Source organism: Photobacterium aquimaris (genome assembly GCF_002954455.1).
In the GTDB taxonomy this organism is placed as follows: Bacteria; Pseudomonadota; Gammaproteobacteria; order Enterobacterales; family Vibrionaceae; genus Photobacterium; species Photobacterium aquimaris.
Genome location: NZ_MSCC01000001.1, coordinates 1,775,307 through 1,801,608 on the forward strand (window position 1 = coordinate 1,775,307; position 26,302 = coordinate 1,801,608).

Annotated in this window: 19 protein-coding genes and 1 pseudogene; 7 read left to right on the top strand and 13 right to left on the bottom strand. The window is 40.5% G+C overall.

Going from position 1 to position 26,302, the window contains the following annotated elements; translation table 11 throughout:
* Positions 1-104: 104 nt before the first annotated feature.
* The 3 genes from BTN98_RS07780 (at position 105) to BTN98_RS07790 (ending at position 2,991) form a co-directional block, all read left to right on the top strand.
* Positions 105-1,661: a SulP family inorganic anion transporter gene (locus tag BTN98_RS07780; protein ID WP_060998229.1), complete on the top strand. Its 1,557-nt coding sequence runs from the start codon at positions 105-107 to the stop codon at positions 1,659-1,661.
* Positions 1,662-1,793: 132 nt separating this feature from the next.
* The gene (gene cobO / locus BTN98_RS07785) at positions 1,794-2,399 is read left to right on the top strand and encodes a cob(I)yrinic acid a,c-diamide adenosyltransferase (RefSeq protein ID WP_060998228.1); all 606 of its coding nucleotides are present in this window, start codon (positions 1,794-1,796) and stop codon (positions 2,397-2,399) included.
* Between the two features lie 157 nt (positions 2,400-2,556).
* Positions 2,557-2,991, top strand: a complete 435-nt coding sequence (locus BTN98_RS07790; protein WP_060998227.1) for a phosphate-starvation-inducible protein PsiE — start codon at positions 2,557-2,559, stop codon at positions 2,989-2,991.
* 85 nt (positions 2,992-3,076) lie between these two features.
* Here BTN98_RS07790 and BTN98_RS07795 read toward each other — a convergent pair whose 3' ends face one another.
* From BTN98_RS07795 to apbC, 8 genes are all read right to left on the bottom strand, one after another.
* Positions 3,077-4,354: a cytosine deaminase gene (locus BTN98_RS07795; protein ID WP_060998226.1), complete on the bottom strand. Its 1,278-nt coding sequence runs from the start codon at positions 4,352-4,354 to the stop codon at positions 3,077-3,079.
* Between the two features lie 9 nt (positions 4,355-4,363).
* A complete protein-coding gene (codB, locus tag BTN98_RS07800) occupies positions 4,364-5,605 on the bottom strand; it encodes a cytosine permease (RefSeq protein WP_060998225.1) in 1,242 nt (413 codons plus the stop codon).
* 333 nt (positions 5,606-5,938) lie between these two features.
* Entirely contained in the window at positions 5,939-7,261 is a 1,323-nt protein-coding gene (locus tag BTN98_RS07805; protein WP_060998224.1) for an anaerobic C4-dicarboxylate transporter, read from the bottom strand.
* A gap of 425 nt (positions 7,262-7,686) precedes the next feature.
* Entirely contained in the window at positions 7,687-8,664 is a 978-nt protein-coding gene (gene yhjD, locus BTN98_RS07810; RefSeq protein ID WP_060998223.1) for an inner membrane protein YhjD, read from the bottom strand.
* A 188-nt stretch (positions 8,665-8,852) separates the two neighbouring features.
* Positions 8,853-10,955 carry an AsmA family protein gene (locus BTN98_RS07815; protein WP_060998222.1) on the bottom strand — a complete coding sequence of 701 codons (2,103 nt, stop codon included), beginning with the start codon at positions 10,953-10,955 and terminating at the stop codon, positions 8,853-8,855.
* 208 nt (positions 10,956-11,163) lie between these two features.
* A complete protein-coding gene (gene dcd / locus BTN98_RS07820) occupies positions 11,164-11,757 on the bottom strand; it encodes a dCTP deaminase (protein ID WP_060998221.1) in 594 nt (197 codons plus the stop codon).
* A 184-nt stretch (positions 11,758-11,941) separates the two neighbouring features.
* Positions 11,942-12,586 (bottom strand): uridine kinase, encoded by a 645-nt coding sequence (udk, locus tag BTN98_RS07825; RefSeq protein WP_060998220.1) that lies wholly within the window; start codon positions 12,584-12,586, stop codon positions 11,942-11,944.
* Between the two features lie 149 nt (positions 12,587-12,735).
* A complete protein-coding gene (apbC, locus tag BTN98_RS07830; protein WP_060998219.1) occupies positions 12,736-13,824 on the bottom strand; it encodes an iron-sulfur cluster carrier protein ApbC in 1,089 nt (362 codons plus the stop codon).
* A 258-nt stretch (positions 13,825-14,082) separates the two neighbouring features.
* Between apbC and metG the strand changes: the two genes are divergently transcribed.
* From metG to BTN98_RS07845, 3 genes are all read left to right on the top strand, one after another.
* Positions 14,083-16,128: a methionine--tRNA ligase gene (metG, locus tag BTN98_RS07835; protein ID WP_060998218.1), complete on the top strand. Its 2,046-nt coding sequence runs from the start codon at positions 14,083-14,085 to the stop codon at positions 16,126-16,128.
* 338 nt (positions 16,129-16,466) lie between these two features.
* Positions 16,467-16,700 carry a hypothetical protein gene (locus tag BTN98_RS07840; RefSeq protein WP_174545291.1) on the top strand — a complete coding sequence of 78 codons (234 nt, stop codon included), beginning with the start codon at positions 16,467-16,469 and terminating at the stop codon, positions 16,698-16,700.
* 383 nt (positions 16,701-17,083) lie between these two features.
* Complete coding sequence (locus BTN98_RS07845) at positions 17,084-18,394, top strand: dicarboxylate/amino acid:cation symporter (RefSeq protein WP_060998216.1); 1,311 nt, start codon at positions 17,084-17,086, stop codon at positions 18,392-18,394.
* 368 nt (positions 18,395-18,762) lie between these two features.
* On the opposite strand, the gene BTN98_RS07850 is transcribed toward BTN98_RS07845, so the two are convergent.
* The gene (locus BTN98_RS07850) at positions 18,763-19,680 is read right to left on the bottom strand and encodes a DMT family transporter (protein ID WP_060998215.1); all 918 of its coding nucleotides are present in this window, start codon (positions 19,678-19,680) and stop codon (positions 18,763-18,765) included.
* A gap of 544 nt (positions 19,681-20,224) precedes the next feature.
* Here BTN98_RS07850 and BTN98_RS07855 point away from each other — a divergent pair.
* A pseudogene (locus BTN98_RS07855) lies at positions 20,225-20,744 on the top strand (IS4 family transposase); the annotation flags it as partial.
* A gap of 71 nt (positions 20,745-20,815) precedes the next feature.
* On the opposite strand, the gene serS reads toward BTN98_RS07855, so the two are convergent.
* The 4 genes from serS to BTN98_RS07875 all read right to left on the bottom strand — a co-directional run.
* A complete protein-coding gene (gene serS / locus BTN98_RS07860) occupies positions 20,816-22,123 on the bottom strand; it encodes a serine--tRNA ligase (RefSeq protein WP_060998212.1) in 1,308 nt (435 codons plus the stop codon).
* 126 nt (positions 22,124-22,249) lie between these two features.
* Entirely contained in the window at positions 22,250-23,590 is a 1,341-nt protein-coding gene (locus BTN98_RS07865) for a replication-associated recombination protein A (RefSeq protein ID WP_060998211.1), read from the bottom strand.
* A 73-nt stretch (positions 23,591-23,663) separates the two neighbouring features.
* Entirely contained in the window at positions 23,664-24,281 is a 618-nt protein-coding gene (gene lolA, locus BTN98_RS07870; protein ID WP_060998250.1) for an outer membrane lipoprotein periplasmic chaperone LolA, read from the bottom strand.
* Positions 24,282-24,391: 110 nt separating this feature from the next.
* On the bottom strand, positions 24,392-26,302 hold a 1,911-nt coding region (locus BTN98_RS07875; protein WP_240616113.1), incomplete at its 5' end, for a DNA translocase FtsK.

Here is a 26,302-nt window from a genome sequence, read left to right on the forward strand (position 1 = left end):
TTTAACAGCTTAAGTTGAAGCAATGTAAATCTTTCGGTAACATTCTGTTAATCAATATTTTTTAATTCTCCATTCATTTTAGCGAAGAGAAGAACGCCTAATATATGTCTGAATTTCCTCAAGTCTCACAACAATCAGTCAAAAATGACATCCTATCTGGATTAACGGTAGCGCTTGCTCTAGTACCAGAAGCTGTTGCTTTTGCCTTTGTCGCAGGTGTCGACCCTATGGTTGGTCTATACGCAGCCTTTATTGTCGGGTTAATTACTGCCATCTTTGGTGGACGCCCTGGCATGATCTCGGGCGCAACAGGCGCAATGGCCGTAGTAATGGTCAGCCTTGTCGCTCAACACGGTATTCAATATCTATTTGCCGCAGTAATGTTGGCGGGTATTTTTCAAATTCTAGCTGGCGTATTTCGCCTCGGTAAATTTATTCGCATGGTTCCACATCCGGTAATGATCGGTTTTGTTAACGGCTTAGCGATTGTTATTTTCTTAGCTCAGCTTGGTCAATTTAAAGTACCGTCACTGGCTGGCGGTCTTGAATGGATGCACGGTACTCAGCTTTACATCATGCTGGGATTAGTGCTGTTAACCATGTCTATCATCTACTTTTTACCCAAGCTCACTAAAGCGGTACCCTCTTCGTTAGTTGCCATTTTAACCGTCACAGCATTGGTACATGTATTAGGTCTAGATTCACGTACCGTGGTTGATTTTGTGCGTACTATGAGTGGTGATGCTAATGCTACCCTTGCAGGCTCGCTACCAACATTTGCACTACCGGATGTAGGTTTTAACCTTGCAACCCTTAAAATAATTTTGCCTTACTCGCTAATTCTTGCAGCTGTTGGTTTAATCGAATCATTACTAACACTGACTGTTATTGATGAAATGACCAATACTCGTGGCCACGGTAACCGTGAATGTGTCGGTCAAGGTATGGCTAATATCACTTGTTCAGTGTTTGGTGCTATGGGTGGTTGTGCGATGATTGGCCAATCAATGATCAATATTAACTCGGGTGGTCGTGGTCGCTTATCCGGCATTACTGCAGCTATTGGCTTATTAGTGTTTATCCTATTTGGCTCATCATTCATTGAGATGATTCCATTAGCAGCACTGGTTGGCGTAATGTTTATGGTTGTTATCGGCACCTTTGAGTGGGCAAGTTTACGTATGATCCGTAAAGTGCCTAAGCATGACTTTTTCACCATTATTCTTGTTACCTGTGTGACTGTTGCTGCCGATCTTGCTGTGGCAGTGTTTGTAGGTGTTATTTACTCAGCATTAGTGTTTGCATGGAATCACGCTAAACAAATTTATGCGACGTCTCATACTGATAAAGACGGTGCTAAAGTTTACCAAGTCAATGGCCCACTATTCTTTGGTTCTGTATCTCATTTCTTAGAATTATTTGATGCGAGTAATGATCCAAATACTGTGATTATTGATTTTGCCCACTCCCGTGTTTCCGATCACTCAGCCATTGAAGCGATTGATACGCTCGCTGAACGTTACGCAAGCCGTAATAAAACCCTTCATATTCGCCACTTAAGTCCAGAGTGTCGTCGACTGCTACAAAAAGCGGGTAATCTAGTTGAAGTGAATATGCTTGAAGATCCAACCTATAAAGTTGCCACTGACGTTCTAGGTTAAGCTATCAATTAACTGGTTTAAAATAATCTCGTAACATAAAAAAGCCCGTGTAGTCCTTTGACTACTCGGGCTTTCGTTTATAATCACTAGTACACGATATTACTCGTACTACAATGCTTTTGAGAGGAAATTATGGTTGATAAAACCACCAAGGATGATCGCCATCAAGCCCGCCAACAACGACTAAAACAACAGGTTGATAATAAGATCAATGCCGCCCAGCAAGAACGTGGGCTGGTAGTGGTTATTACGGGTAATGGTAAAGGTAAATCAACCTCGGGTTTTGGTATGATCGCCCGCGCAGTAGGCCACGGACAACAATGTGGTGTCGGACAATTTATTAAAGGTACATGGGATTGTGGTGAGCGTAATCTGCTACAACAACACGGGGTTAAATTTTCTATTATGGCCACAGGCTTTACATGGGAAACTCAAAATAAAGTCGCAGATACGCTCGCAGCACAAACTACGTGGGCTGATTGCAAAGCGATGTTAGCTGATGAAAAACTTGATGTGGTATTACTTGATGAACTCACTTACATGGTGACCTATGACTATATTAATTTAGCTGAGATCATCGATGCCATCAATGCTCGACCGCCACAACAAACCGTTATTATTACTGGTCGTGCTGCTCATCGCCAATTAATTGAAATTGCTGATACTGTTTCTGAAGTACGTAATATCAAGCATGCTTTTGAACAAGGTATCAAAGCCCGCAAAGGTATTGATTGGTAATAAATCGCCACCAGCAATGTTCAAATAAAATGCACACAGAATGATAAACATACATATAGTTGAATTAAACAAAATTTTACTATTAGAATAAGCATTATCTCTTACAATAAAGAGCATACTCAATAAAAATATAAACAGCGCTAACGCTGGAGAAAATATGCCTTCCCATTTACCTCGCTCATTTAGTAAACCTTTTCTAAAGGTGTTCCATATTTTAGAAGCGGTATTATTAACCGCGATTACTTTAGCCACAGTTGTCGCAATGGTGAATGAATTTATTCATGTATTTGTTAACCGTAACATTCAGTTAACTGATATTTTATTGATGTTCATTTATCTCGAAATTCTAGCAATGGTGCAGCAATTTGTTGCTCACGGTAAAATTCCAGTGCGATATCCGCTTTATATCGCGATTATGGCTATTGCCCGCTATATTACCCTTGGTATGAAAGAGCTTGATGGCACCTTTATTATTTGGCTATCACTAGCAGCATTTATTCTAGCAGCAGCAACAGTACTGATCCGTATTGGTCATCACTACTGGCCTTATGAAGAGCCACAAGAACCGGGCAAAAAACAAGCTGATGATTAATCATCAATTTTAAAAAACACACTTATTTACTATAAAAAAAGGGCGAATCTCATGATTCGCCCTTAACGTTATAACTTAATAATAATTAACGTTTAAATGAAACTTGCTCTACTTCATTTAAATGAATCTCAGTCACAGCAGGTTGAGTCACAGCTATTACTTTGCCATGACGAATCGAATAGCGCACTGGCACTTGACGACGCACAGCATCAAAACCATTTTCTGCTGGTAAAATTAATAAGCTTCCTGGCTTACCTTGCTCAATACCATAGCGATGTTGAATATTCAGTGTTCGTGCTGAGTTGTTACTGATCAAATCTAATGACTGGTTAATTTGGTCATAGCCCATCACTTGGCACACATGTAGCCCCATATGTAGCACTTGCAACATATTTGCCGTACCTAATGGATACCAAGGATCAAACACATCATCATGGCCAAAACAAACATTAATGTTAGCCGCTAGCATTTCTTTGACGCGGGTTACCCCACGACGCTTAGGATAATCATCAAAACGTCCTTGCAGATGAATATTAACCAATGGGTTAGCAACAAAGTTAATCCCTGACATTTTTAATAAGCGGAACAAACGTGAAGCATAAGCGCCATTGTATGAACCCATAGCCGTGGTATGGCTTGCTGTGACCTTCTCACCCATATCATATTTATGTGCTAACGCTGCAACTGTTTCAACAAAGCGCGATTGTTCATCGTCTATCTCATCACAGTGAACATCAATCAAACAATCATATTTCCGAGCTAATTCAAACACGTAATGTAGTGATTCAACGCCATACTCACGAGTAAATTCAAAGTGAGGAATAGCACCAATAACATCTGCGCCCAACTGCACTGCTTGTTCTAATAATTGCTTACCATTTGGGTATGACAAAATACCTTCTTGCGGAAAGGCAACAATTTGAATATCAACCCATTGCTTCATTTCTTCACGTACTTCAACCATAGCTTTCAATGCCACCAGAGTTGGATCTGAGACATCAACATGAGTACGTACATGTTGTACGCCATTAGCAATTTGCCATTTTAAGGTTTGTTTAGCGCGTGATTTTACATCTTCAATCGATAATGTTTGCTTACGCTCAGCCCAGCGTTCAATACCTTCAAATAACGTACCTGAAATGTTCCAACTAGGCTCACCTGCTGTTTGAGTAGTATCGAGGTGAATATGAGGCTCACAAAAAGGCGCGACGGCTAATCCACCTTCTGCATCAAGGATCTCACCGTGGTAATCAAAATCAACGTCATTATTCTCAATACGTTTAAATTGGCCATTCTCAATCAGAATCTGCTTTAAGCTTGATTGACCTTGAAGGGTGGCATTTTTAATCAATAAAGTTGTCATGATATGTCCTTACGCTGGCTGAACGTCAGCTACGCGCTTTTTATTAAAAATTGGATTAAGAATTAAATAGCTCACTGCACCACCTAAAACAGCATTGACTGGCACAACCCCAGGCAAATAATGTCCACAAGCTACACCAACAGCAACCGCCATGATGCCAGCCCAATTGACGTTTTTAAATTCAGCCGTTGCAAAATCTTTATAGCAGCTACGATTCGCCATAAAATCCGCAATAATAACGCCACCAATAGGTGGAATAGCTAACGAAAGAAAGGTTAACCAGCCAACAAAGTTATTGTATAGCCACAAAGCAAACAGTGTTCCGATAACACCATTAACCATCGAAATATACTTACTTGGTAATCCGGTAATATTAGAAAAACCTAAGCCTGAGGCATAGAGCGCATTATCGTTAGTGGTCCAAATATTTAACCCCAATACGATAATCGCGGGAATCAATAATCCCTGTGCAATCATTACTTCTGAAATATCTGCTTCGCCTGTTGCCGCCGCACCTGCTGCGCCAAAAATAAACATCAGTGAATTACCAATGAAAAATGCCACCATCGTCACTAACACAGCACCAGCAGGCTTTTTACCAAAGCGAACAAAGTCAGCCGTTAAGGTTCCGGCACTTACAAAAGATCCAACAACCATTGCTACCGCAACAGAGAAATCAATACTTACTTCAGGCTTTACTGCTTTGATTACACTCACGCCACCAATACTCTCAATAGCATCAAAAACAGAATATCCACCTAATAAAGCAATCGCAGGCACAGCAATGGCCGATAAAATCATTAACGCTGACATGCCAAAATAGACTGTCACTGTCATCAATAACCCCGATACCACTATTAATATATTAGTATCAATACCGGTCGCTTTATGGACAGGAATAGCAAACATCGCCACGCCAACACCAAACCAGCCCACTTGTGTGCCACCCAGCAATGCCGAAGGTAACCAAGAGCCTTTAACGCCAAAAGAAAAACGAGCAAGAAGATGTGTTGAAAGGCCGGTTGAAGCACCGATGTAACCTAGAAAAGAAGTATAAATACCAAGGATAAGGTTACCGATAATTACAGCAAGAAAGAAGTCATCAAAAGAAAGCCCAATACCTAACGCTCCGCCGGTCCACATACTTGCAGAAAAGAACGTTAATCCAAGCATAACCATGGTTAATGATACTATGCTTTTTCTTGCCGTCATTGGCACAGGACCAAGACTATAATTATTATCTGCCGCCATTTTTACCACCACAATCTAATACAAACATTAAAATTAAGCTCGATGCTATGGATAAACGGCGCGCATTATAACTGTAAAAATAAGATGGTCAACGATATAAAACAAAAGCAAACGTTAATATTTAACTTTACTAAAAATAAACCATAAATAACAATGAATTAAAAATCAAAAACAATAATAAACATTACATCTTGAAACAAATTAACGCAACAATATGCTACTAATATCCCATTACAATCAGGCTATCAAACATAATACTAATAAAATCATATTGGGTTTATTGAAATAAAAAAAGGCACTCAGAGTGCCTTTTTTAAATCAATAACTAAAAGGTTAGATAATAATTTGAGCAAGCACATAACCAATACAACATGCTGAGATAACACCAATTAGACCCGGCATCATAAAGCTATGGTTAAAGTACCATTTACCAATTTTGGTAGTGCCTGTTACATCAAAGTTGACAGTAGCAATGTCTGAGGGGTAATTAGGAATGAAGAAGTAGCCGTATGTCGCAGGCATTAAACCAATTAACAACGCTGGGCTTAATCCCATTGCTAAACCAACAGGCAACATCATACGTGCCGTTGCTGCTTGTGAATTAACCACCACAGACACGATAAATAACGCTAATGCAAACGTCCACGGATAGCCTTGTACCATTTCGGTAATACCCGATTTAAACGATGGCATCGCATATTGGAAATAAGTATCACTCATCCAAGCAATACCAAAAATAGCGATTGCCGCTACCATACCCGATTTAAACACCACCCCTTCTGGCACTTTCTGCACATTAGTACGTGTCACTAACAAGATTAAGCCACCAAAGCCAAGCATCATCATTTGAATAATTAATGACATCGAGATTGGCTTAGCATCACCAATAGTGCGAATTTCTGGCACCATTGCCACAATAACAATCGAGACTAACGCTACTACGAATAACATCACAGCGTGCATTGCCGAACGGGGTAATTGCTCATTTAATGACGTTTTAGTGGTATGAAGAATTTGATCTCGCCAAACGGGATCTTGTAAACGGCGTTGGTATTCAGGATCATCAGCCAGTTCTTTACCACGACGTAAACTATACAACGATAACAACAAGGTTCCGCCTAACGTTGCCGGAATGGTCACCATTAAAATAGATAATAAGTGGATAGATTCATTGAGGCCTGATAATTGCGCGAGATAGTACACCACTGCAGCTGAAATTGGACTTGCCGTTATCGCCAGTTGCGAGGCTACCGATGAAGCAGCCATTGGTCGTTCTGGACGTATGCCATTTTTAAGTGCAACATCACCAATGATAGGCATAATTGAATACACCGCATGGCCTGTACCTAGCATAAAGGTCATCACGTAAGTCACTAACGGACCCACAATCGTCACGCGTTTCGGGTTACTACGTAAAATACGCTCAGCAACCTGCAGCATGTATTTAAGACCACCAGCCGCTTCTAAAATCGAGGCACAAGTGACAACGGCAAGAATAATCAGCATCACGGTGATCGGTGGTGAGGTTGGTGGCATACGGAAGATAAATACTTCCACCAACAGCCCTAATCCTGAAACAACACCTAATCCAATACCACCAAAACGGCTACCGGCATACAACACCAATAACAGGAATAAAAACTCCAAATACAACATGACTTATCTCCCTATATATCACTGATATTTTGGTTTCCAAAATACCTATCATAGGAAGTAAAATGCCTGTTACCTCAGATGCTCATATTGATAAATATCAAATCACTTAATAGCAATAATCGTCTTATATCACTTCTGAGAACCAGCACAACAAACTGCCACTACAACAAAACAACCCCGCTACCCATTGGATTTATTAAGGTTACACATTAATCACAAATAAATAACCAAATCAAAGTTATTGGCTATAACAACATCACAATGCTGATTTCCAATGCGTCATAAATAGTCATCAAAATGCATTTACGGGATTGTTATTCTCTAGCTGTTATAACGCTATTGATACAAATAAAGACCAATAAAAAAGGACAGCTCACTGGCTATCCTTTTTAGATAATTACGGTTTAATCGCGCTGATTTGAGCGTTATTTATCGGTATCAGTACCATCTTCAACAACGACACCATAATCTGGGCGGTTTTCTTTTGCTGTGGCTATCCATGCTGCACAAAATAACGTTAATCGTGCAAAGAAATAGAAGAAAGCCATTAAACCTATAATAGAGCCAAATGCCGCACCCGATGGTGAACTGGCTAATTTAGGTAATAGGAATGTCATCGCAAATTTAATCGCTTCAAAACCAATCGCCGCTAATAAAGTGCCTTGCATTAATGTTTTACGATTAAAGCGACGACGAGGCAACATCCAAAATATCCATAAAAACATCAGATAGTTAGCCAAAATCGAAATTGTTAACGCAATAGTGGTTAATACTGGGCGCAACCAAGTGATCCCCCCTAACCCTAGAGCATCAACAATGGTTGCTTGTGCCGAGCCAGCAACTGACGTCAATACAACGGTAAAAATTAACGCTGCTACCAACCCAGTTAAGCCGATGAGATCTTTTGCGTATTGCAGCAAAATATGCTCTTTGTCTTCAGGTTTACGTTCCCATACATCACGGGTTTGTGCGCGAACAGCTTCACGTAAGTTTCCCATCCAACTAATGCCAGAATAAAAAGCAATCGCGAGACCACTTAACCCCACCGTTGTACGCTGACTAATCGCCGTTTGTACCATTTGTTTAAGGGTATTGGCTAAGTTTGGATCAGTAACACCAGCAACAATTTTATCAATAATATTGGTCAACAATGTTTGGTTTGATGCCAATATAAAACCCGCAGCAGCAAATAACACCATTAAAATGGGGATCAGCGACAAAAATGAAAAATAGGTAATTGCTGCACCAAACTGACTGCCTAGACGATCGTTAAATCGATCAGCAGCTCGAATAAAATGGTCTATCGGTGGTAATGCTTTGATTGCATTCCCAACCACTGTTAATCCCGCTATTACTTTAGAAATTAACGTTGGTTTTTCAGAAGATGTGGTTTTGTTAGTCATAATTTTAGTGATGCGTCATAAAAATACTCAACAATATTAACAATGGATAAAAGTCAGCCATTTGATAATAACAAGTCACTAAATAGTGGTGACTTGGTTGATAATAGAGTTTAAAAATAAAAGGTTTGCCGATAGCAGCAAACCTTTTTATCATACTTTATGTTAGTGATACCACTACAGACTGAAGGTTAATTAAATAACCCTTTCAATAATTTATCTGCAGCATTTTTAATATTGTCATCTTTGGCTTTATCACCAAACAGTTTTTCTAAGCCACGGTTGATCTCTTTCTTAGCTTTACTCTCTAATACCGCATTATTTTTAAATAAATCTTTAATATTTAAACGATATTTAGGTTGCTGCCAATCACCACCAACATGGATAGGTACACTAATACCTTTAATTTCATCAAGCCCTTTACCACTGGCAACGACCTTAGTATTAATCATCAGATCAATACCTTCATCAACCAAATTGGTTTTACCTTGACCGCTAATCGCCAATAACGGTGAGGCTAATTGGAAATTATCCGTAGAAGCAATACCATTACCTAAGCGTAAGGTTGTCGTTAAGGCTGAGAAATCTGTTTTCTTGGTGGTATCGGTTTTAGCTTCTGCTTGGCCTTTTAGTTTAGCCTTCGCATTACGTAACAGATCAGAAATATTAACCCCATATACCGTACCATCAGCAATATTTACTTTCACAGAGCCGGTGATATTGTGACGAATATTAGCTTCTGATAAACCACGACCACTCAGATCTGCAGTAATGTTTGCTTTACCAGCCAGTTGCTGATTATTCGCTACCGCTTTTAATAACGGTAAAATAGCCACATTGGTAATGGTATTTTTTAAACGATAACTAGGTAAAGCACTGTTTACATCAACTGATGCGCTACCGGTGATTTGACCGTCATATAAATTTGCTTCAAAACGATTGATGGTTGCTACACCTTTCTTAATCGACGTAACAACTTTGACATTCGCAACGTCAGCATTGGCGATTTTTAATTGCTTAATAGCAATCATGCCTGCAACGTTAATGTTTTTGAGTGCACTAAGATCAGGTTCAACCGTTGAAGGTTGATGAGTTACCGCAGCGGCTGATGTATCCCCGACTTCAGCGGCCGATTCAGCAGAATCTGACGTGGCTTTTTTAGCCGGTAACCAACTGTCGATATTAATATTATCACTTGATAACGCAAAGCGAACATCAGGAATAGCCGCTGCTAAATATGAACCAGAACCCGATACCTTAGTACCATCAGCATTAATATCAAGCTTGCTCACTAACGCTAACTTTTGATTAATATCATACGTTGCATCACTATTAACCACCACATTCATGGTTGAGCGCGGTAAGGCACTACCAGCTAAATCATTGGTCACTTTTAGCCCTTGCAGCGTAACGGTATTATGATCTGGCGACAGTTTTACTTTAGCACTACCGTGAGTATCAAAGCTTAAATTAGGTACTTGTCCGTTAACGGCAAAAGTAACATTAGACCATTGTCCAATCGTAAACTGATCCAATCCTAATTGCGCATTTTTAATCTCAGTCTTACCATCATTCATGCTCATTTGAGCAGCAAATGATTTTAGTTCAACATTTTTATAATCAGCAGCCAGATTAAGTTCAGTACTACCTTTAGCACTAAAAGACAAGGCATTCACTTTACCTTGAATATCAAAAGTGGCTTTGGTCCATGTTTGTGACTTAAAGTTACCAAGGGTAAAATTAATATGATTCAGTTGTGCCACAGTCTTAGTTTGGTCATTACGAATTTCAGCACTCGCATCAACCAGCTCGATACCTGCAACAGCCACTTTCCACTGCGAATGTTTAGCAGTTTGCTGATTAGCGGCTTTGTCTGTTATTGCGTTGTCTGCTACGGCTCTCTTATCAGTTAAACCATCAAGGTTAGTCACACCATTTTTTAATGTTTGTACAAAAACATGTGCCCCTTCTAAACGCATATCGCCAATATCAAGCTGCTGTGACAACAAAGGTAAAACAGAGACAGATAAATCTGCTTGCTTAAATTGGACTAAATTAGGCTGTGCAAATCCGGTTGGGTTTCGAAATGCGGTTTCGCCAACACTTAAGCCTAGTGTTGGGAAAAAACGCCAACTGATATCGCCTTTGATAACCAAATCACGTCCGGTTATCTTTTTAACTTGTTCTGTTAACAGTGGCTTAAACTGATTAGGGTTAACAAAAGTTACTAGTGCACCAATACCAATCACGACTAATAAAATCAGCCCGAGTAGAATATAAAGTATTTTTTTCATTATGTCCTCGGCTATGCATATAACGCCACAATGAATTGGTCGTTATGCAAAAATAATTTATTGAAGATTAACCTTAAAAATCAATGTTATTAAGACCATTAACTCCAAGAATAGTTCACCACAAACGTAATAGCTAAACAAAAGGCAACCCAAAGGCTGCCTTCAATAATGTGTATGCGAGAATACACCTATTAGCGATTAAAGAAGATTAGCTTTGCTTGTCATCTTCATTAATACGACTGGCCACTGCACCTTGCTGATTTTTATATTTGGCATCCGCACGCTTATTATATGGTTTTTCTGCTGAACCAGATAAAGTCTCAAAGCTTAGCGCACCAATTGGCATATGTGGACGCAATGCTAGAGGCAAACGGCCAGAATTATAAAACTCAAGTACAATACGTCCAGACCAGCCGGGATCAATACGGTGAGCTGTCACATGTACCATTAAGCCTAAACGTGCCAATGATGAACGTCCGTCAAGCCAACCTACGATATTATCAGGCAGCGTTACCGACTCATGGGTAACCGCTAATGCTAATTGACCAGGATGAAGAAAAAAAGCTTCATTTTCTGCAACCACAATTTCATCACTCATGACTTTATCAAGTTGAGCGGCAACATCTTCTTTTTTACCTGATAGGTCAATAAATGGTGCACCATGATCATTAAAGACGCGGAAATTATTACCAAGACTAACATCAATCGTTAAACCACTAATACTATCATCAGCTGGTCGTGGTTCAATGCTGATTTTTCCTTCATCAAGGTAAGCCCTGATATCTCTATCGCACAGTCTCATTTAAGCTCTCTCCTGCGTAATACGCACTCTATCCTATCAGTGCTCAGCACATGTGAGTGATATAATAAACCCATCAATCATGATTACTTTTAATTGATGGGTTAACAACGGTTAACGGGTATTTCCACCAATATAACCATAAAAATAAGGCTGACATATTGTCAGCCTTATTCATTTTAAATTATTACGAACGTAGCAGTTTCGCGATATGTGCTTTTAACACATCGATTGCGATACGGTTCTTACCACCACGCGGAACAATAATATCCGCATATTGCTTTGATGGTTCAATAAACTGCATAAACATTGGACGTACCGTTTTTTGGTACTGAACCAACACTGACTCCATTGTACGACCACGTTCTGCAACATCACGTTGTAAACGGCGTAGTAAACAGATATCAAGTGGCGTATCCATAAATACGCTAGCGTGCATGATGTTACGCAAGCGAGGATCTGTTAACAATAAAATACCTTCTAAAATGATCACTTTTTTCGGTGTCATTGTAGTACTTTCTTGTAAACGAGTATGCTCACTGTAGCTATATTGTGGTACTTCTACTGCTTCACCTTTCATTAGCTGCTCAAGGTGATCACACAATAAATTATGATCAAGCGCATTAGGGTGATCGTAATTAGTTTTAACACGATCTTCCATTGTTAGGTGGCTTTGATCGTTATAGTAACAATCTTCCGTGATTACACCGATCTGATGATCGCCGACTTTTGCTTTTAACTCTTTATAAACTGTGCTGGCAATCAGACTTTTACCGGAAGCAGAAGCGCCTGCAATACCGATAATAACGCATTGGTGTGAAGTTTCAGACATATCAGAAAGTACCTATTAGACCACGTAGCAAGGCGAATATGGATAAATTAAACCCTCTGATTATAAGCAGTTGCTATGCCAGATACCAGTAAAAATGAGACATCTGACATATCTGATTATAATCTCGGCAAATCTTGTCGAATCAATACCTACATTGTACGAATAGTAATCTGCTCTACCACAGTTTCACCTTGCCAATATAATCGACTGGCAATATTTGCAGCTAACATAATGTATGCAGCTGCCTGTTCTGATTCAGGTGATGAAATCACCGTTGGCGTACCATTATCAATATCCTCGCGAATTTTAATGTCTAATGGTAATTGAGCTAATAATGGCACCGCATAATCTTGCGCCATTTTTGCTGCACCGCCAGTACCAAAAATATGCTCTTGATGGCCACAATTGCTACAAATGTGGTAACTCATATTCTCAACAATACCCAGCACAGGTACATCAACCTTATTGAACATGCTGATACCTTTAATTGCATCAGCTAACGCAAGGTCTTGTGGCGTAGTCACCACTATCGCTCCCGTTACTGGAATTTGCTGTGATAAAGTTAATTGAATATCACCCGTACCTGGTGGCATATCAATCACTAAATAATCTAAATCTGGCCACCAGGTTTCTGTGATAATTTGAGCCAGTGCTTTTGACGCCATCGGCCCACGCCAAATGGTTGCACTCTCAGCTGGCACTAAATAACCGACAGAGTTGGTATATAAACCATGCGCTTCAATCGGTGACATCATTTTGCCATCAGGCGATTGGGGTTTTTGATCCATCGTGCCTAACATCATCGGTACCGACGGACCGTAAATATCGGCGTCTAATAATCCAACTTTGGCACCTTGTTGTTGTAAACCCAATGCTAAGTTAACCGAGGTGGTTGATTTACCCACGCCGCCTTTAGCAGAACTCACAACAATAATATTTTTAACGCCGCGAAGGGGCTGTTTATCGACAACCGCCAGTGGCGAAACTCGACAACGGACATCGAAATTTAAGCCTTTATTGATGATGCCTTGTTGCTGTTGCTGTGCGATCCATTGACGCAATTGCTGAGCTAATTCGTTGGCTGCAAATGGGATCGTGATAATGATAACGCCCTCAGCCGAGACTGAAACAAAGTGAGGAACATCTGCCCATTCCGCACTTAACAGTGGGTGTTCAAACTGATTCAGCCATTGGCTGATATCACCAACACTGTCGAAATGGTTTGTCGTTGTTGCCATAAATTAGCGCTCCACATAAATGTCATAGCTTATGAGCAACATCTGCGTCACAGTATTCGTATACAAAACAACCAGTAACGTTGATGCTGCCGAGTAATACTTACCTCTTTTGCTTAATGCTACCACCAAAGTGTCCTTACCGCCCGATTTCCCCTACTCAAAAACAGATAAAACCGCATCGACGCTAGTCAATATGCTGTCCATCAGGTAGTATTTGCAGCTATGTTTTTTTACCCATCATGAGCGAAAGAAGTAATTATGGCTGCTAATCCAAGAAAAATTCTGGTGACCTGCGCCCTGCCGTACGCTAACGGTTCTATCCACTTAGGTCACATGCTAGAACATGTTCAAGCGGATATTTGGGTGCGCTATCAGCGCCTTCGTGGCAATGAAGTTCATTTTATCTGTGCAGATGACGCACACGGTACGCCAATCATGCTTAAGGCCCAGCAGATGGGTGTGGAACCTGAGCAAATGATTGCAGAAGTGAGCAAAGAGCACCAAGCTGACTTCGCTGGTTTCGATATTGATTTTAGTAATTATCACAGCACGCATTCACCTGAAAACCGTGAACTTGCTTCTTTTGTTTACACTCAGTTAAAAGACAAAGGCTTTATTACTAGCCGTACTATTTCTCAATTATTTGACCCTGAGAAAGAAATGTTCTTACCTGATCGCTTTGTAAAAGGTACCTGCCCTAAGTGTAAAGCAGAAGATCAATACGGCGATAATTGTGACAATTGTGGTGAAACTTACAGTCCAACAGATCTGATTAATCCAAAATCAGCAGTCTCTGGCGCGACACCTGTCATGAAAGATTCTGAGCACTTCTTCTTTGACTTACCACAGTTTGAAGACATGCTAAAAGCGTGGACTAAATCTGGTGCACTTCAAGATGAAACTGCTAACAAGATGCAAGAGTGGTTCGAGTCTGGCCTACAACAGTGGGATATTTCTCGTGATGCACCTTACTTTGGTTTTGAGATCCCTGGTGAACCTGGCAAATACTTCTACGTATGGCTAGACGCACCAATCGGCTACATGGGTTCATTTAAGAACCTTTGTGATAAGCGCGATGATCTTAATTTTGACGAGTTCTGGAATAAAGACAGTTCAACTGAGCTTTACCACTTTATCGGTAAAGACATTGTTTACTTCCACAGCCTATTCTGGCCTGCAATGCTAGATGGTGCTGGTTTCCGTAAGCCAAATAACGTGTTTGTACACGGTTACGTAACCGTAAATGGCGCGAAAATGTCGAAGTCAAAAGGCACATTCATTAAGGCGGGTACTTACTTAAACCACCTTGATCCTGAATGCCTACGTTACTACTACGCAGCCAAACTAAACAACCGTATTGATGATCTAGACCTTAACCTTGAAGATTTCACTCAACGTGTAAACAGCGATGTTGTGAATAAGATTGTTAACCTAGCATCACGTAACGCAGGCTTTATTGCTAAGCGTTTTGACGGCATGTTATCTGAGAAGTTTGCCGAGCCTGAGCTTTACGCAGAATTCGTTGCAGCTGCAGCACGCATTGGCGATCTTTATGAAAGCCGTGAATACAGCCGCGCTATTCGCGAAATTACTGCATTGGCAGATAAAGCTAACCAGTATGTTGACGAAAAGGCACCTTGGGTTGTTGCTAAACAAGAAGGTAAAGATCAAGAGCTACAAGAAATCTGTACTGTTGGTATCAACCTATTCCGCGTGTTAATGGCTTACCTAAAACCTGTAATGCCAAAACTTGCAGAGCGTACTGAAGGCTTCCTAAACGAAACATTAACCTGGGAAGGTATCGAAACTCCACTAACAAACCATGAAGTAACTAAGTTCAAGGCGTTGTTTAACCGTATCGATCCTGCTCACGTTGCTGCAATGGTTGAAGCATCAAAAGAAGAAGCTGCCGCTGATAAAGCTGTACTTGAAGCTGCTCAACCAACTGTTAGCCCATTAGCAGCAGAGCCAATTGAAGCTGAAATCGAATTTGATGATTTCGCTAAAATTGATATGCGTATTGCTAAAATTGTTTCTTGTGAAGCAGTGCCAAAAGCAGACAAACTACTGAAATTCCAATTGGATATCGGTGGTGAAATGCGCCAAGTATTCTCTGGTATTAAGTCAGCTTACACACCAGAAGAGCTTGTTGGCAAATTAACGGTAATGGTTGCTAACCTAAAACCACGTAAAATGAAATTTGGTATGTCAGAAGGTATGATCCTTGCTGCAGGCCCTGGTGGTAAAGATCTTTGGATCCTAGAGCCCCATGAAGGTGCTCAACCAGGTATGCGTGTAATGTAATTTACGCCATTTTAAATTTTAAATACCGATAACCTTGTTATCGGTATTTTTTTGTCTTTTTTTATATATCCCCGCATCAATACACCAAATTGAGTCAACTTATTACGCGTTGTTAATAGGCTGTTGAGTCTTGATCTACCTCAGCTGCTAATTCAAACTTTACACCTAAATATTCATCTCACATTCAGTATTAGCGATATTGAACGTTTTTACAGCTATTAATATCCCTTACATTAATGGCGCTAATTTACCTCTAAGCAATATCAAAGAAGCAAAACTTAACTCTAAATATATTGGAATGATAAAAATCACCCTCTTTTATTTGATATGAAGGATTCATGATGACCTTAGGTATTGTAACGATCCTCGCCATATTTGTCGGCTTGATTGCATTTCTTTATCACATGCAAAACAAACACTATAGCTTTACTAAACGTGTATTTGCGAGCTTAGGTTTAGGTATCGCATTTGGTGCAACCACCGAGCAATTAGGCATGATGGATTTTGCTTATGCGCCATCTTTTGCTCGTACTTGGGATATTATAAACGTCGCAGGTAACGTCGCTAAATAATACCATTGGTATTTTCGCTTCTATTCATTTAAGCCACGTATGAGCGATTTTTTCACTTGCGTGGCTTAATTACTCTAATTATCACCACAGCTATCAATTATAGTTATTCATTCACACCAACCTAACTTATCGAAAATTCCGACAAAACACCTCGTAAAAATCATAACCAACCAACTAATTATGATTTTAAAACGTCACTTTTGTTAAAATGCAGTTAAAAACTGGCATGTTAAACATGAAATCAGTATAAAATTTGTGAGTTGGCGCATATTTTAGCTATTAATAATTATTATTACTTCACGTTAACAGACGAATAACTGCTACTCTCCGAATGCACTCTGATTACCGAAGGACAGAGTGAATAAACATAAGGATAAGTTTTAATGACCACAGAAAAGAAAAAAATGTCACTCACCAGCCGCGTTATTCTCGGCATGGTATTAGGTATTCTAACAGGATTTATGATCCGTTCCCTTTTTGCTGATATCGCTTTTATTCATGACTATATCGTAAATGGCCTGTTTGATGTCGGTGGTAAAATCTTTATTGCCAGTTTAAAGATGTTGGTTGTTCCTCTGGTTTTTGTATCACTGGTTTGTGGTACTAGCTCATTAAAAGATTTAGCAACATTAGGTCGTTTAGGCGGTAAAACCCTTGCGTTTTATCTAACAACAACGGCCTTAGCAATTACGCTTGCATTAACAATGGCAAATATCTTTCAGCCAGGTGCAGGTGCCGATTTAAGTGCTGCAACAACCTTTGCCTCAAAAGAAGCGCCATCATTAGGTAGCGTTATTGTAGGTATGTTCCCAACTAACCCAATCAGTGCAATGGCAAGTGGTAACACCCTGCAGATTATTGTGTTTGCGGTATTATTTGGTATCGCTATCAGTGCTGCGGGTAAACCGGGTGAGCGTCTAGCAGCAGTATTTGCTGATTTAAATGAAGTGATCATGAAGTTGGTGGCATTATTGATGAATATTGCACCATTTGGTGTGTTCTTCTTAATGGCTAAGCTGTTCACAGGATTAGGTCTTGACGCTATTTATAGCTTAATTAACTACTTCCTAGTATTAGTTGCTGCTCTATTAATACACGCATTAGTTACTTACAGTGTGATGCTAAAAGCCTTTACTGGTTTAAGCCCACTTACGTTTTTAAAGAAAATGGAAGACGCAGTGATGTTTGCCTTCTCAACCGCATCATCAAACGCAACTATTCCTGTTACCATGGAAACGGCAACTAAGCGTTTAGGTGTAAACAATAAAATTGCGTCATTTACTGTTCCACTAGGTGCAACCATTAACATGGACGGCACTGCAATTATGCAAGGTGTGGCAACGGTATTTATAGCGCAGGCGTTTAATATCGACCTAACCATGACTGATTACCTAATGGTTATTCTAACAGCAACGTTAGCATCCGTCGGTACAGCAGGTGTTCCTGGTGTTGGTCTAATTATGCTGGCGATGGTACTTAACCAAGTGGGTCTACCTGTTGAAGGTATCGCATTAATCATGGGTGTTGATCGTCTACTTGATATGGTGCGTACTGCGGTGAACATTACGGGTGATAGCGTAGTAACCTGTATTGTTGCAAAATCTGAAGATGAAATGGATGTTGAGCGTTTTAATGATCCACTAGCAGCAACTGAAGATGAAGTTGTTCGTTTTCATCCACAGCCACAGAAATAATAACTGCGAGTAACAAACTTGCGAGCACAACATAATTCAGGGCACATAATGTGCCCTTTTTTGGGTTTTGCAAAAAAATAAATTAGATATAAAGGGACAATAAATTGTATTTTTAATGCTCAACTTACACGTTAAGATGCTCGGTAAGGTGAGCTACTCACCGCGAGATTGACCGTAAATATGCTAATGAAAATACTCTATAATCCCAGTAAAAAGACTTTGTCTACAACGTGCGAACAAAAGAATTTCTATCGTCCTCGTAGATATTCACTGTGGGAAATGACGAAGTTAATAGGCCACACTATTCACAGAGAGGTATAGACAGGAAATATCTGCCTATACCAATCAACTATAAATAGCAGATCAATTTAATTACTACTCACTATTTTTAGAGCTGCACGCTGCTTTAAAATACCTTTTGGCACTTTGGTCAATAAAATACCTAACAGAAGAGGAACCATCATTAACAATGATTGTTGAGACAACGCTTCGCCGTTAATATAACCAGAAATAATTAGGGCAACCACAGGAAAAATCAAAAAGCAGATAGACGCTTGAAAGGGTGTTGATACCTGCACCAATTTGAAATAAGCAACAATACCACCAACACTCGCAACGAAGCCAAGATAAACAACAGCTGACATTGAATCCCAAGTGAATGCTTCAATATTTACATTTTCAGCCATAGCAGAAACGCCAAATAAGAATAAAGCGGCAATTAAACTCGGCAGAGCGTTGTAGGTCAGTACCTCAATATCTTTACAGTGCTTTTGAACTAACACATACATAATAGCGTGCATAGCAACAGCAACGCCTAAACACACTGTACCAATGAGATAGTCCTCACTGCCCATTTGCATTTCATTTGCAAGAATTAAGCATAAGCTCACAACGGCTGTCATTAATCCTAGTATTTGATGCTTTGCTAATCTTAAACTCAAAAATAGACCTGACATCAACATCACTGCGACAGGCATATTGGCAAAGATTATCGACGCCAAACCAGAAGATATATATTGCTCACCAAAGATCATCAAAGTAAACGGAATCGCAAAATACATCAGTGCAACAATAAGCAACCATCGACGCTTACCTTTAGGAAATAATAGTGGTTGTTTAAATACCTTCGCTAATACCATAAGTAAAGGAGCGGCAAGTAAAAAACGCAAACCAGTAGCAAAAATAGGTGGAATAGAATGTAATGCTACTTCCATAGCGAACCAAGTGGTTCCCCAAATTAAGCAAACAGAGACAAAAAGAAAGATAGTTAGTAGTTTTAAATTCATGGCGCACCCTCATTCATAATTATTTTAACTCATTGGATTTTCACCCATTAGTGCCGTATTAAAGTATAGAGAATTAAAGAGAGTAATATGTTACTTTTACACCTATGATTTGACAGATAAATAGAAAATAAACCTATATAAAATATATTTTTACAAAAAAAACCTACTAATCATGAAAAAAGTGAAAATTAATTCTTTGTAGATGTCATCTTGTCAAAGTAAATCTAAGTGCTCGTTATAGAATCATAATTGCATTAATATTTAACGCTTATTGTCATGCTGAAAACACCCATAGCCTCATATACTAAACCTATCCTCTTTAATGCAGCCAAAAAACCAGTCTTAAGACTTAATGCCGATCGTTTAAAATACTTGAACGATCCTAAGATCGAGTAATAATCCCTACTAACAAAGCAAGTATTCAACATCGCCGATTATCAGCTCAACAAGCCGTATGACTCGTCATTTGGATGGGTTTGCAACGCAACAAGTCTATCAAGGAGGTATGTAGCTCTCTAGACTTAGCTCTTCAATCTCAACCAAAGAGGCGAGAAAGAAGAACTCTGAGCAGCCAGCCACCAGGCAGGCAGGGCTTCAAAGATCCTGCGGGTGAAATTAAAGGTTTTATGCTCTCTTTGGCTGACCAAAAGCAATACCCACTCGCAGAGATACTGCGCATTTACTGGCAGCGTTAGGAGATCGAGGAAGGCTTTGGTGAGATAAAACAAACTCAGTTGCAAAGCGAAGTTACATTGAGGAATCGGTTCCCGTCTAGAGTAAAACAAGAACTCTGGGGGGCTAGCATATAACTTAATGCGACTAGAAATGGTACAGATAGCTGCAGATGCTGATGTGAAGTCGACTCGAGTGAGTTTTACGGTAGCAATTAACCTCATTGACATCCAGCTTAGGTGGTTAGCATTAAGTCCAGATGGAACACTCCCAGCCAAGTTAAAGCAGAGGCCGTCAGCCACTTTATTCTGCCAGATAAAAGAAAGGACCGAACGTTTCCACGTTCAGTCCTGTTTGTGCCATCCAAGTATTCGTTTAGGTATAAGCGATGATGCTTATTCGAACGACATTAAGTCTTAAGACTGGTTTTTTGAACGACATACACTTATCACTACATCAGTGATTAACCGATGTGCGTAGCACCGCGCATGTACTTACGTAGTACTTCAGGGATCATAATACGGCCATCTGCTTCTTGATTATTTTCAAGAATAGCAACCATAGTACGACCAACCGCTAAACCAGAACCATTTAGAGTGTGTAGTAGCTCAGGCTTCTTCTCGCCTTTACGACGGAAACGCGCTTGCATACGACGCGCTTGGAAATCCCACATGTTTGAACATGAAGAAATCTCACGGTAAGTTTCTTGAGCAGGAACCCACACTTCTAAGTCGTATGTTTTGCAAGAACTAAAACCCATATCGCCAGTACAAAGTACCACTTTACGGTAAGGAAGCTCTAGCATTTGTAGTACTTTCTCAGCGTGACCTGTTAGTTCTTCAAGGGCTGCCATTGAATCTTCTGGGCGAGTGATCTGAACTAGCTCAACTTTGTCGAACTGGTGCATACGAATAAGACCACGTGTATCACGACCGTAAGAACCCGCTTCTGAACGGAAACATGGTGTGTGAGCCGTCATCTTGATTGGCAAATCTGCTTCATCAGTGATGGTGTCACGCATCATGTTAGTTACAGGCACTTCTGCTGTTGGAATTAATGAAAGAATGCGAGGCTCTTCATCATTCACTTTTTCAGTTAATGGCTGAGTGTGGAATAGATCTTCACCAAACTTCGGTAATTGACCTGTACCAAATAGGCTGTCAGCGTTTACTAGGTACGGTACATACATTTCTGTGTAGCCGTGCTCTTCAGTGTGAAGATCTAGCATGAACTGTGCAATTGCGCGGTGTAGACGTGCAAATTGACCTTTCATTACGATGAAACGTGCGCCAGTGATTTTAACTGCGCTTGCGAAATCTAGGCCACCAGACATTTCGCCAAGATCAACGTGATCTTTTACTTCAAAGTCATAAGTTTTTGGCTGACCCCAACGTAAAACTTCTACGTTCTCTGACTCATCTTTACCCGTTGGTACTGACTCATCAGCAATGTTTGGTAGCATTTGAGTAATAGTATCAAGTTGACCTTGAAGCTCTGCTAATGCTGCTTTCGCTTCATCAAGCTCAGAACCTAGGTTGCCAACTTCAGCCATAATACGTTCAGCTTCTGCGTGATCACCTTTCGCTTTTGCCTGACCAATCGACTTCGATCGCGAGTTACGCTGTGCTTGTAGCTCTTCTGTTTTTACTTGAAGAGACTTACGTTGCTCTTCTAAGTTGCGTAAAGTTTCTACATCAAGGTTAAAACCACGACGCGCGAGTTTTGCAGCTGTTTCATCCAGCTCAGTTCGAAGTAATTTAGAATCTAGCATGCTAATCCTGTGCTCTTAATAGTCTGAAATGCGCGTTATTTAGGCATTTCTTATTAAAATAGTTGTAGTTGGGAGGCAACCATAAAAAATTGTTGCCAATCACTTAACGATACCCAAAAAGCCTTATTATTGGTAGCGCTTTAGCGGGCTTTTTGCATCTAAAGAAGCAAGATAATCCAACTTTTCCGATATTTTTATCTCTAAGCCCCGTTTTGAAGGCTGATAATAAACTCGATCACGAATTTCGCGCGGTAAATACACTTCACCAGGCGCATAAGCACCCGGCTCATCATGAGCGTAACGGTAACCTTCGCCATACCCCAATTCTTTCATCAGTTTGGTCGGCGCATTACGCAAATGTGGCGGTACTTCAAAATCAGGAAATTCACGCGCATCCGCTTTGGCAAGATTAAAGGCCACATATACTGCATTACTTTTAGCAGCGCAGGCTAAATACACAATCGCTTGCGCAATAGCACGTTCACCTTCATAGGCACCAACGCGGGTATAACAATCCCATGCCGACACAGCGACTTGCATTGCGCGTGGATCAGCATTACCAATATCTTCTGAGGCTATTGCTAATAATCGACGTGCAACATATAGCGGATCACAGCCTGCTTGCAGCATTCGCGCAAACCAATACAAGGCACCATCAGCATTAGAACCACGAATCGATTTATGCACTGCAGAAATCATGTCGTACCAAAGATCGCCTTTGTTATCAAACCGCGCCACTTTTTCACCCGTGACTTCAGCTAATAACTCCACCGTTATTTGTTTGATCCCCTGCTGATCTTCTTCCGCCATATCAATTAACTGTTCAAGATAATTAAGTGACATTCGTGCGTCACCACGTACAAACTGCGCTAACTGCTGTTTTACCTCACCGACAAACTCAAAATCAGTTTCGCTAATACCGCGTTCTTTATCTGTTAACGCTTGTTCGATCACTTCAAGAATTTCATCATCTTCAAGGGATTTTAACTTATACACTCGTGCGCGCGATAACAGTGCGTTATTGAGCTCAAATGATGGATTCTCAGTGGTGGCACCAATAAAGGTTACTGTTCCATCTTCAATATGCGGCAGAAATGCATCTTGCTGGCTTTTATTAAACCGATGCACCTCATCCACAAATAAAATAGTCCGTCGGCCTGCCATTTTATTGTCACGGGCTTTGTCTATTGCTGCTCGAATATCTTTAATACCAGACGTGACTGCTGACACTCGCTCAACTTCAGCATTGGCATAATGCGCGGCAACTTCGGCTAAGGTCGTTTTACCTGTACCCGGTGGTCCCCACAAAATCATCGAATGTAATTGGCCGGCTTTTAAAGCACGACGTAGTGGCTTACCTTCACCAAGAATATGTTGTTGACCTATGTATTCCTCGACGGTACGAGGTCGCATTCTTGCAGCTAAAGGTCTAAAATCCGAGGAAAAATCTAGGCTGAAATTACTCAATATAATGACTCCCCTAAGACAGAAAAAGGTGGCTTATTCGCCACCTTCTCATAATAATTAAATTCAGTAACAATTAGTTACGTTGGTCATCTAGCTCCACACCTTTAGGCGGTGTAAAGGTAAATAAACTCGCCGCAGGCGTAGTACGTTTAAAATCACTTAAGACGTATTTACTACGTTGACCATCTGTTTCAACTACCGAGAAATTACGTACCTGACCGGTATTTGATACTGTGACCACAAACTTATCCATCGATGAGGTTTTATCTTTTGGTGTGAGTGTAAATGTATCGGCTAATTGCGCTACATTATACTTTGACCAATCGCTGGCACTATTACGAGTTAATAAAACAAATGGCGTTTGTTCAGTGGCATCTTTAAGCCACATTGCCGTTACTTGCTCAACAAACGGGCTGTAATACCACACGGTTTTACCATCAGAAACTAATAAGCTTTTATCTGGTGTTTCGGTTGTCCAACGGAATAAATTGGGACGCTTAATCGACAAATCACCAGTACCATTTACTAAAACTTCACCATCAGGACTGGTAACTTTTTGAGTAAAGTTAGCGCTAAATGCATTCACTTTATCGAGACGGCTACTTAACGCTTGTTGCGGTGTTGCAGCCCATGCACTTGACGCAACCAACATTGGTGCAGCAACTAGCATGCTCATTACGAGTTTCTTCATCATATTCGCTAACCTCTTTGGTCTTAAACTGCTGTGATAATCATTATCACAGCAGCTTTGTTTTCACTTTAGTGCTTCATAGCAAGTGAGTCGTTATTTATCGATCATGATTAATCGTGTTGTTGTACTGGTGGCGGCGCTAACACTTCACGGTTAGCGTTATGCCCCGGCGCACTGACAATGCCATGTGCTTGTAATTGATCAACAATACGCGCTGCACGGTTATAACCAATCTTAAATCGACGTTGTACACCTGAAATAGATGCTCGACGCGTTTCTGCAACAAAAGCAGCTACTTCATCAAATAACTGATCTAAATCATCATCACCTGATGGTGCTTCACCCGGAAGCAAGCTATCTGCACCTTGATCTGAATTTAGAATGCTATCGATATATTGTGGTCTGCCACGTGCTTTCCAATCATTAACCACATTATGTACATCATCATCAGATGCAAATGCGCCATGAACACGGATGGTATGACTTTGACCTGACGGTAAGTACAACATATCACCCATACCTAATAACGTTTCTGCACCACCTTGATCCAAGATTGTACGAGAATCGGTTTTGGTTGATACAGTAAATGCCATTCGAGTTGGAATGTTAGCTTTGATCAAACCGGTAATAACATCAACTGATGGACGCTGAGTGGCTAATACTAAGTGAATACCTGCAGCACGGGCTTTTTGAGCCAAGCGTGCAATCAGTTCTTCCACCTTTTTACCCACAACCATCATTAAGTCAGCAAACTCATCGACAATCACCACAATACTTGGCATTTTTTCCAATAATGGTGGGTATTCATCCATGGTATCGCCAGGTTTCCATAATGGATCGTGAATTGGATGTCCCGCCTCTGCCGCTTCTTTCAGTTTAGCGTTATAACCTGCAAGGTTACGTACACCACAAGCAGCTAATACTTTATAACGACGTTCCATTTCACCGACACACCAACGCAGCGCATTACCAGCATCTTTCATGTCAGTAACCACTTCTGTTAATAGATGTGGAATACCTTCATAGATTGATAGCTCCAACATTTTCGGGTCAATCATAATAAAGCGACAATCTTCTGGCTTACATTTGTAAAGTAAGCTCAGGATCATGACGTTTACACCAACTGATTTACCAGAACCTGTGGTACCTGCAACCAATAAGTGTGGCATTTTACTTAAATCGGCCACAACAGCATCGCCCGCAATATCGTTACCTAAAACGATAGGTAATGCACCACCAACATTTTGGAATTGCTCACTGGCAACAACTTCAGACATATAAACCGTTTCACGGCTCTTATTCGGTAGTTCTAAACCAATGTAAGGTTTACCCGGAATCACTTCAACTACACGTACTGATGTGGTTGATAATGCTCGTGCTAAATCTTTTGATAACCCAGAAATACGACTAACTTTTACTCCAGGAGCAAGATCAAGTTCATAACGGGTGATCACCGGACCTGGGTAAATACCTTTAACTTGTACTTTGATTTTATAATCAGCAAGTTTTGACTCAATCAAGGCCGCAGTGGCTTGTAGCTCTTCATCAGACGCCTTTTCAACCGTTTTACGTGCAGGTTGCAGTAAATCTAATGTTGGCATTGGTGATGTTGGTACAGGTAGATCAGGCTCTTTTTGCATTAAAAATGGATTATCTAATCCTGCAAGGTGTGCTTGTTCTTTTTGTTTATCACGAATACGTTTTAGGAAGATTTCTTCATCGGTTAAACCTTCTTCTGAAGTATCAACATTCGCTGTCGGTACAAAAGATTCAGCAACCGGGGCAGTATAAACTTGTGATGCCGCAGGTTGTTCACTAACAACAGCATTAATCACATTTTGTGTTTTCTCATCGACAGCAACAGTAAAGTCTTCATCTTTTTCAAGCTCGCGCTCAAGTGCAGATACAGACAAACCTTGTAGAGGCGCAGCTTGTTCAACTGGCGCAACATATGGCTGCGGTTCAACCTGTGGTGCTACTTGCTCAACTGGCGCAACATACGGCTGCGGTTCAACCTGTGG

Bases quoted from the DNA above. Each gene is read 5' to 3' on its own strand.
- BTN98_RS07815 (WP_060998222.1), bottom strand. From the start codon at position 10,955: ATGAAAAAAATACTTTATATTCTACTCGGGCTGATTTTATTAGTCGTG.
- codB (WP_060998225.1), bottom strand. From the start codon at position 5,605: ATGGCGGCAGATAATAATTATAGTCTTGGTCCTGTGCCAATGACGGCA.
- BTN98_RS07790 (WP_060998227.1), top strand. From the start codon at position 2,557: ATGCCTTCCCATTTACCTCGCTCATTTAGTAAACCTTTTCTAAAGGTG.
- BTN98_RS07780 (WP_060998229.1), top strand. From the start codon at position 105: ATGTCTGAATTTCCTCAAGTCTCACAACAATCAGTCAAAAATGACATC.
- cobO (WP_060998228.1), top strand. From the start codon at position 1,794: ATGGTTGATAAAACCACCAAGGATGATCGCCATCAAGCCCGCCAACAA.
- dcd (WP_060998221.1), bottom strand. From the start codon at position 11,757: ATGAGACTGTGCGATAGAGATATCAGGGCTTACCTTGATGAAGGAAAA.
- BTN98_RS07795 (WP_060998226.1), bottom strand. From the start codon at position 4,354: ATGACAACTTTATTGATTAAAAATGCCACCCTTCAAGGTCAATCAAGC.
- udk (WP_060998220.1), bottom strand. From the start codon at position 12,586: ATGTCTGAAACTTCACACCAATGCGTTATTATCGGTATTGCAGGCGCT.
- metG (WP_060998218.1), top strand. From the start codon at position 14,083: ATGGCTGCTAATCCAAGAAAAATTCTGGTGACCTGCGCCCTGCCGTAC.
- BTN98_RS07840 (WP_174545291.1), top strand. From the start codon at position 16,467: ATGATGACCTTAGGTATTGTAACGATCCTCGCCATATTTGTCGGCTTG.
- apbC (WP_060998219.1), bottom strand. From the start codon at position 13,824: ATGGCAACAACGACAAACCATTTCGACAGTGTTGGTGATATCAGCCAA.
- BTN98_RS07805 (WP_060998224.1), bottom strand. From the start codon at position 7,261: ATGTTGTATTTGGAGTTTTTATTCCTGTTATTGGTGTTGTATGCCGGT.
- yhjD (WP_060998223.1), bottom strand. From the start codon at position 8,664: ATGACTAACAAAACCACATCTTCTGAAAAACCAACGTTAATTTCTAAA.
- lolA (WP_060998250.1), bottom strand. From the start codon at position 24,281: ATGAAGAAACTCGTAATGAGCATGCTAGTTGCTGCACCAATGTTGGTT.
- serS (WP_060998212.1), bottom strand. From the start codon at position 22,123: ATGCTAGATTCTAAATTACTTCGAACTGAGCTGGATGAAACAGCTGCA.
- BTN98_RS07845 (WP_060998216.1), top strand. From the start codon at position 17,084: ATGACCACAGAAAAGAAAAAAATGTCACTCACCAGCCGCGTTATTCTC.
- BTN98_RS07850 (WP_060998215.1), bottom strand. From the start codon at position 19,680: ATGAATTTAAAACTACTAACTATCTTTCTTTTTGTCTCTGTTTGCTTA.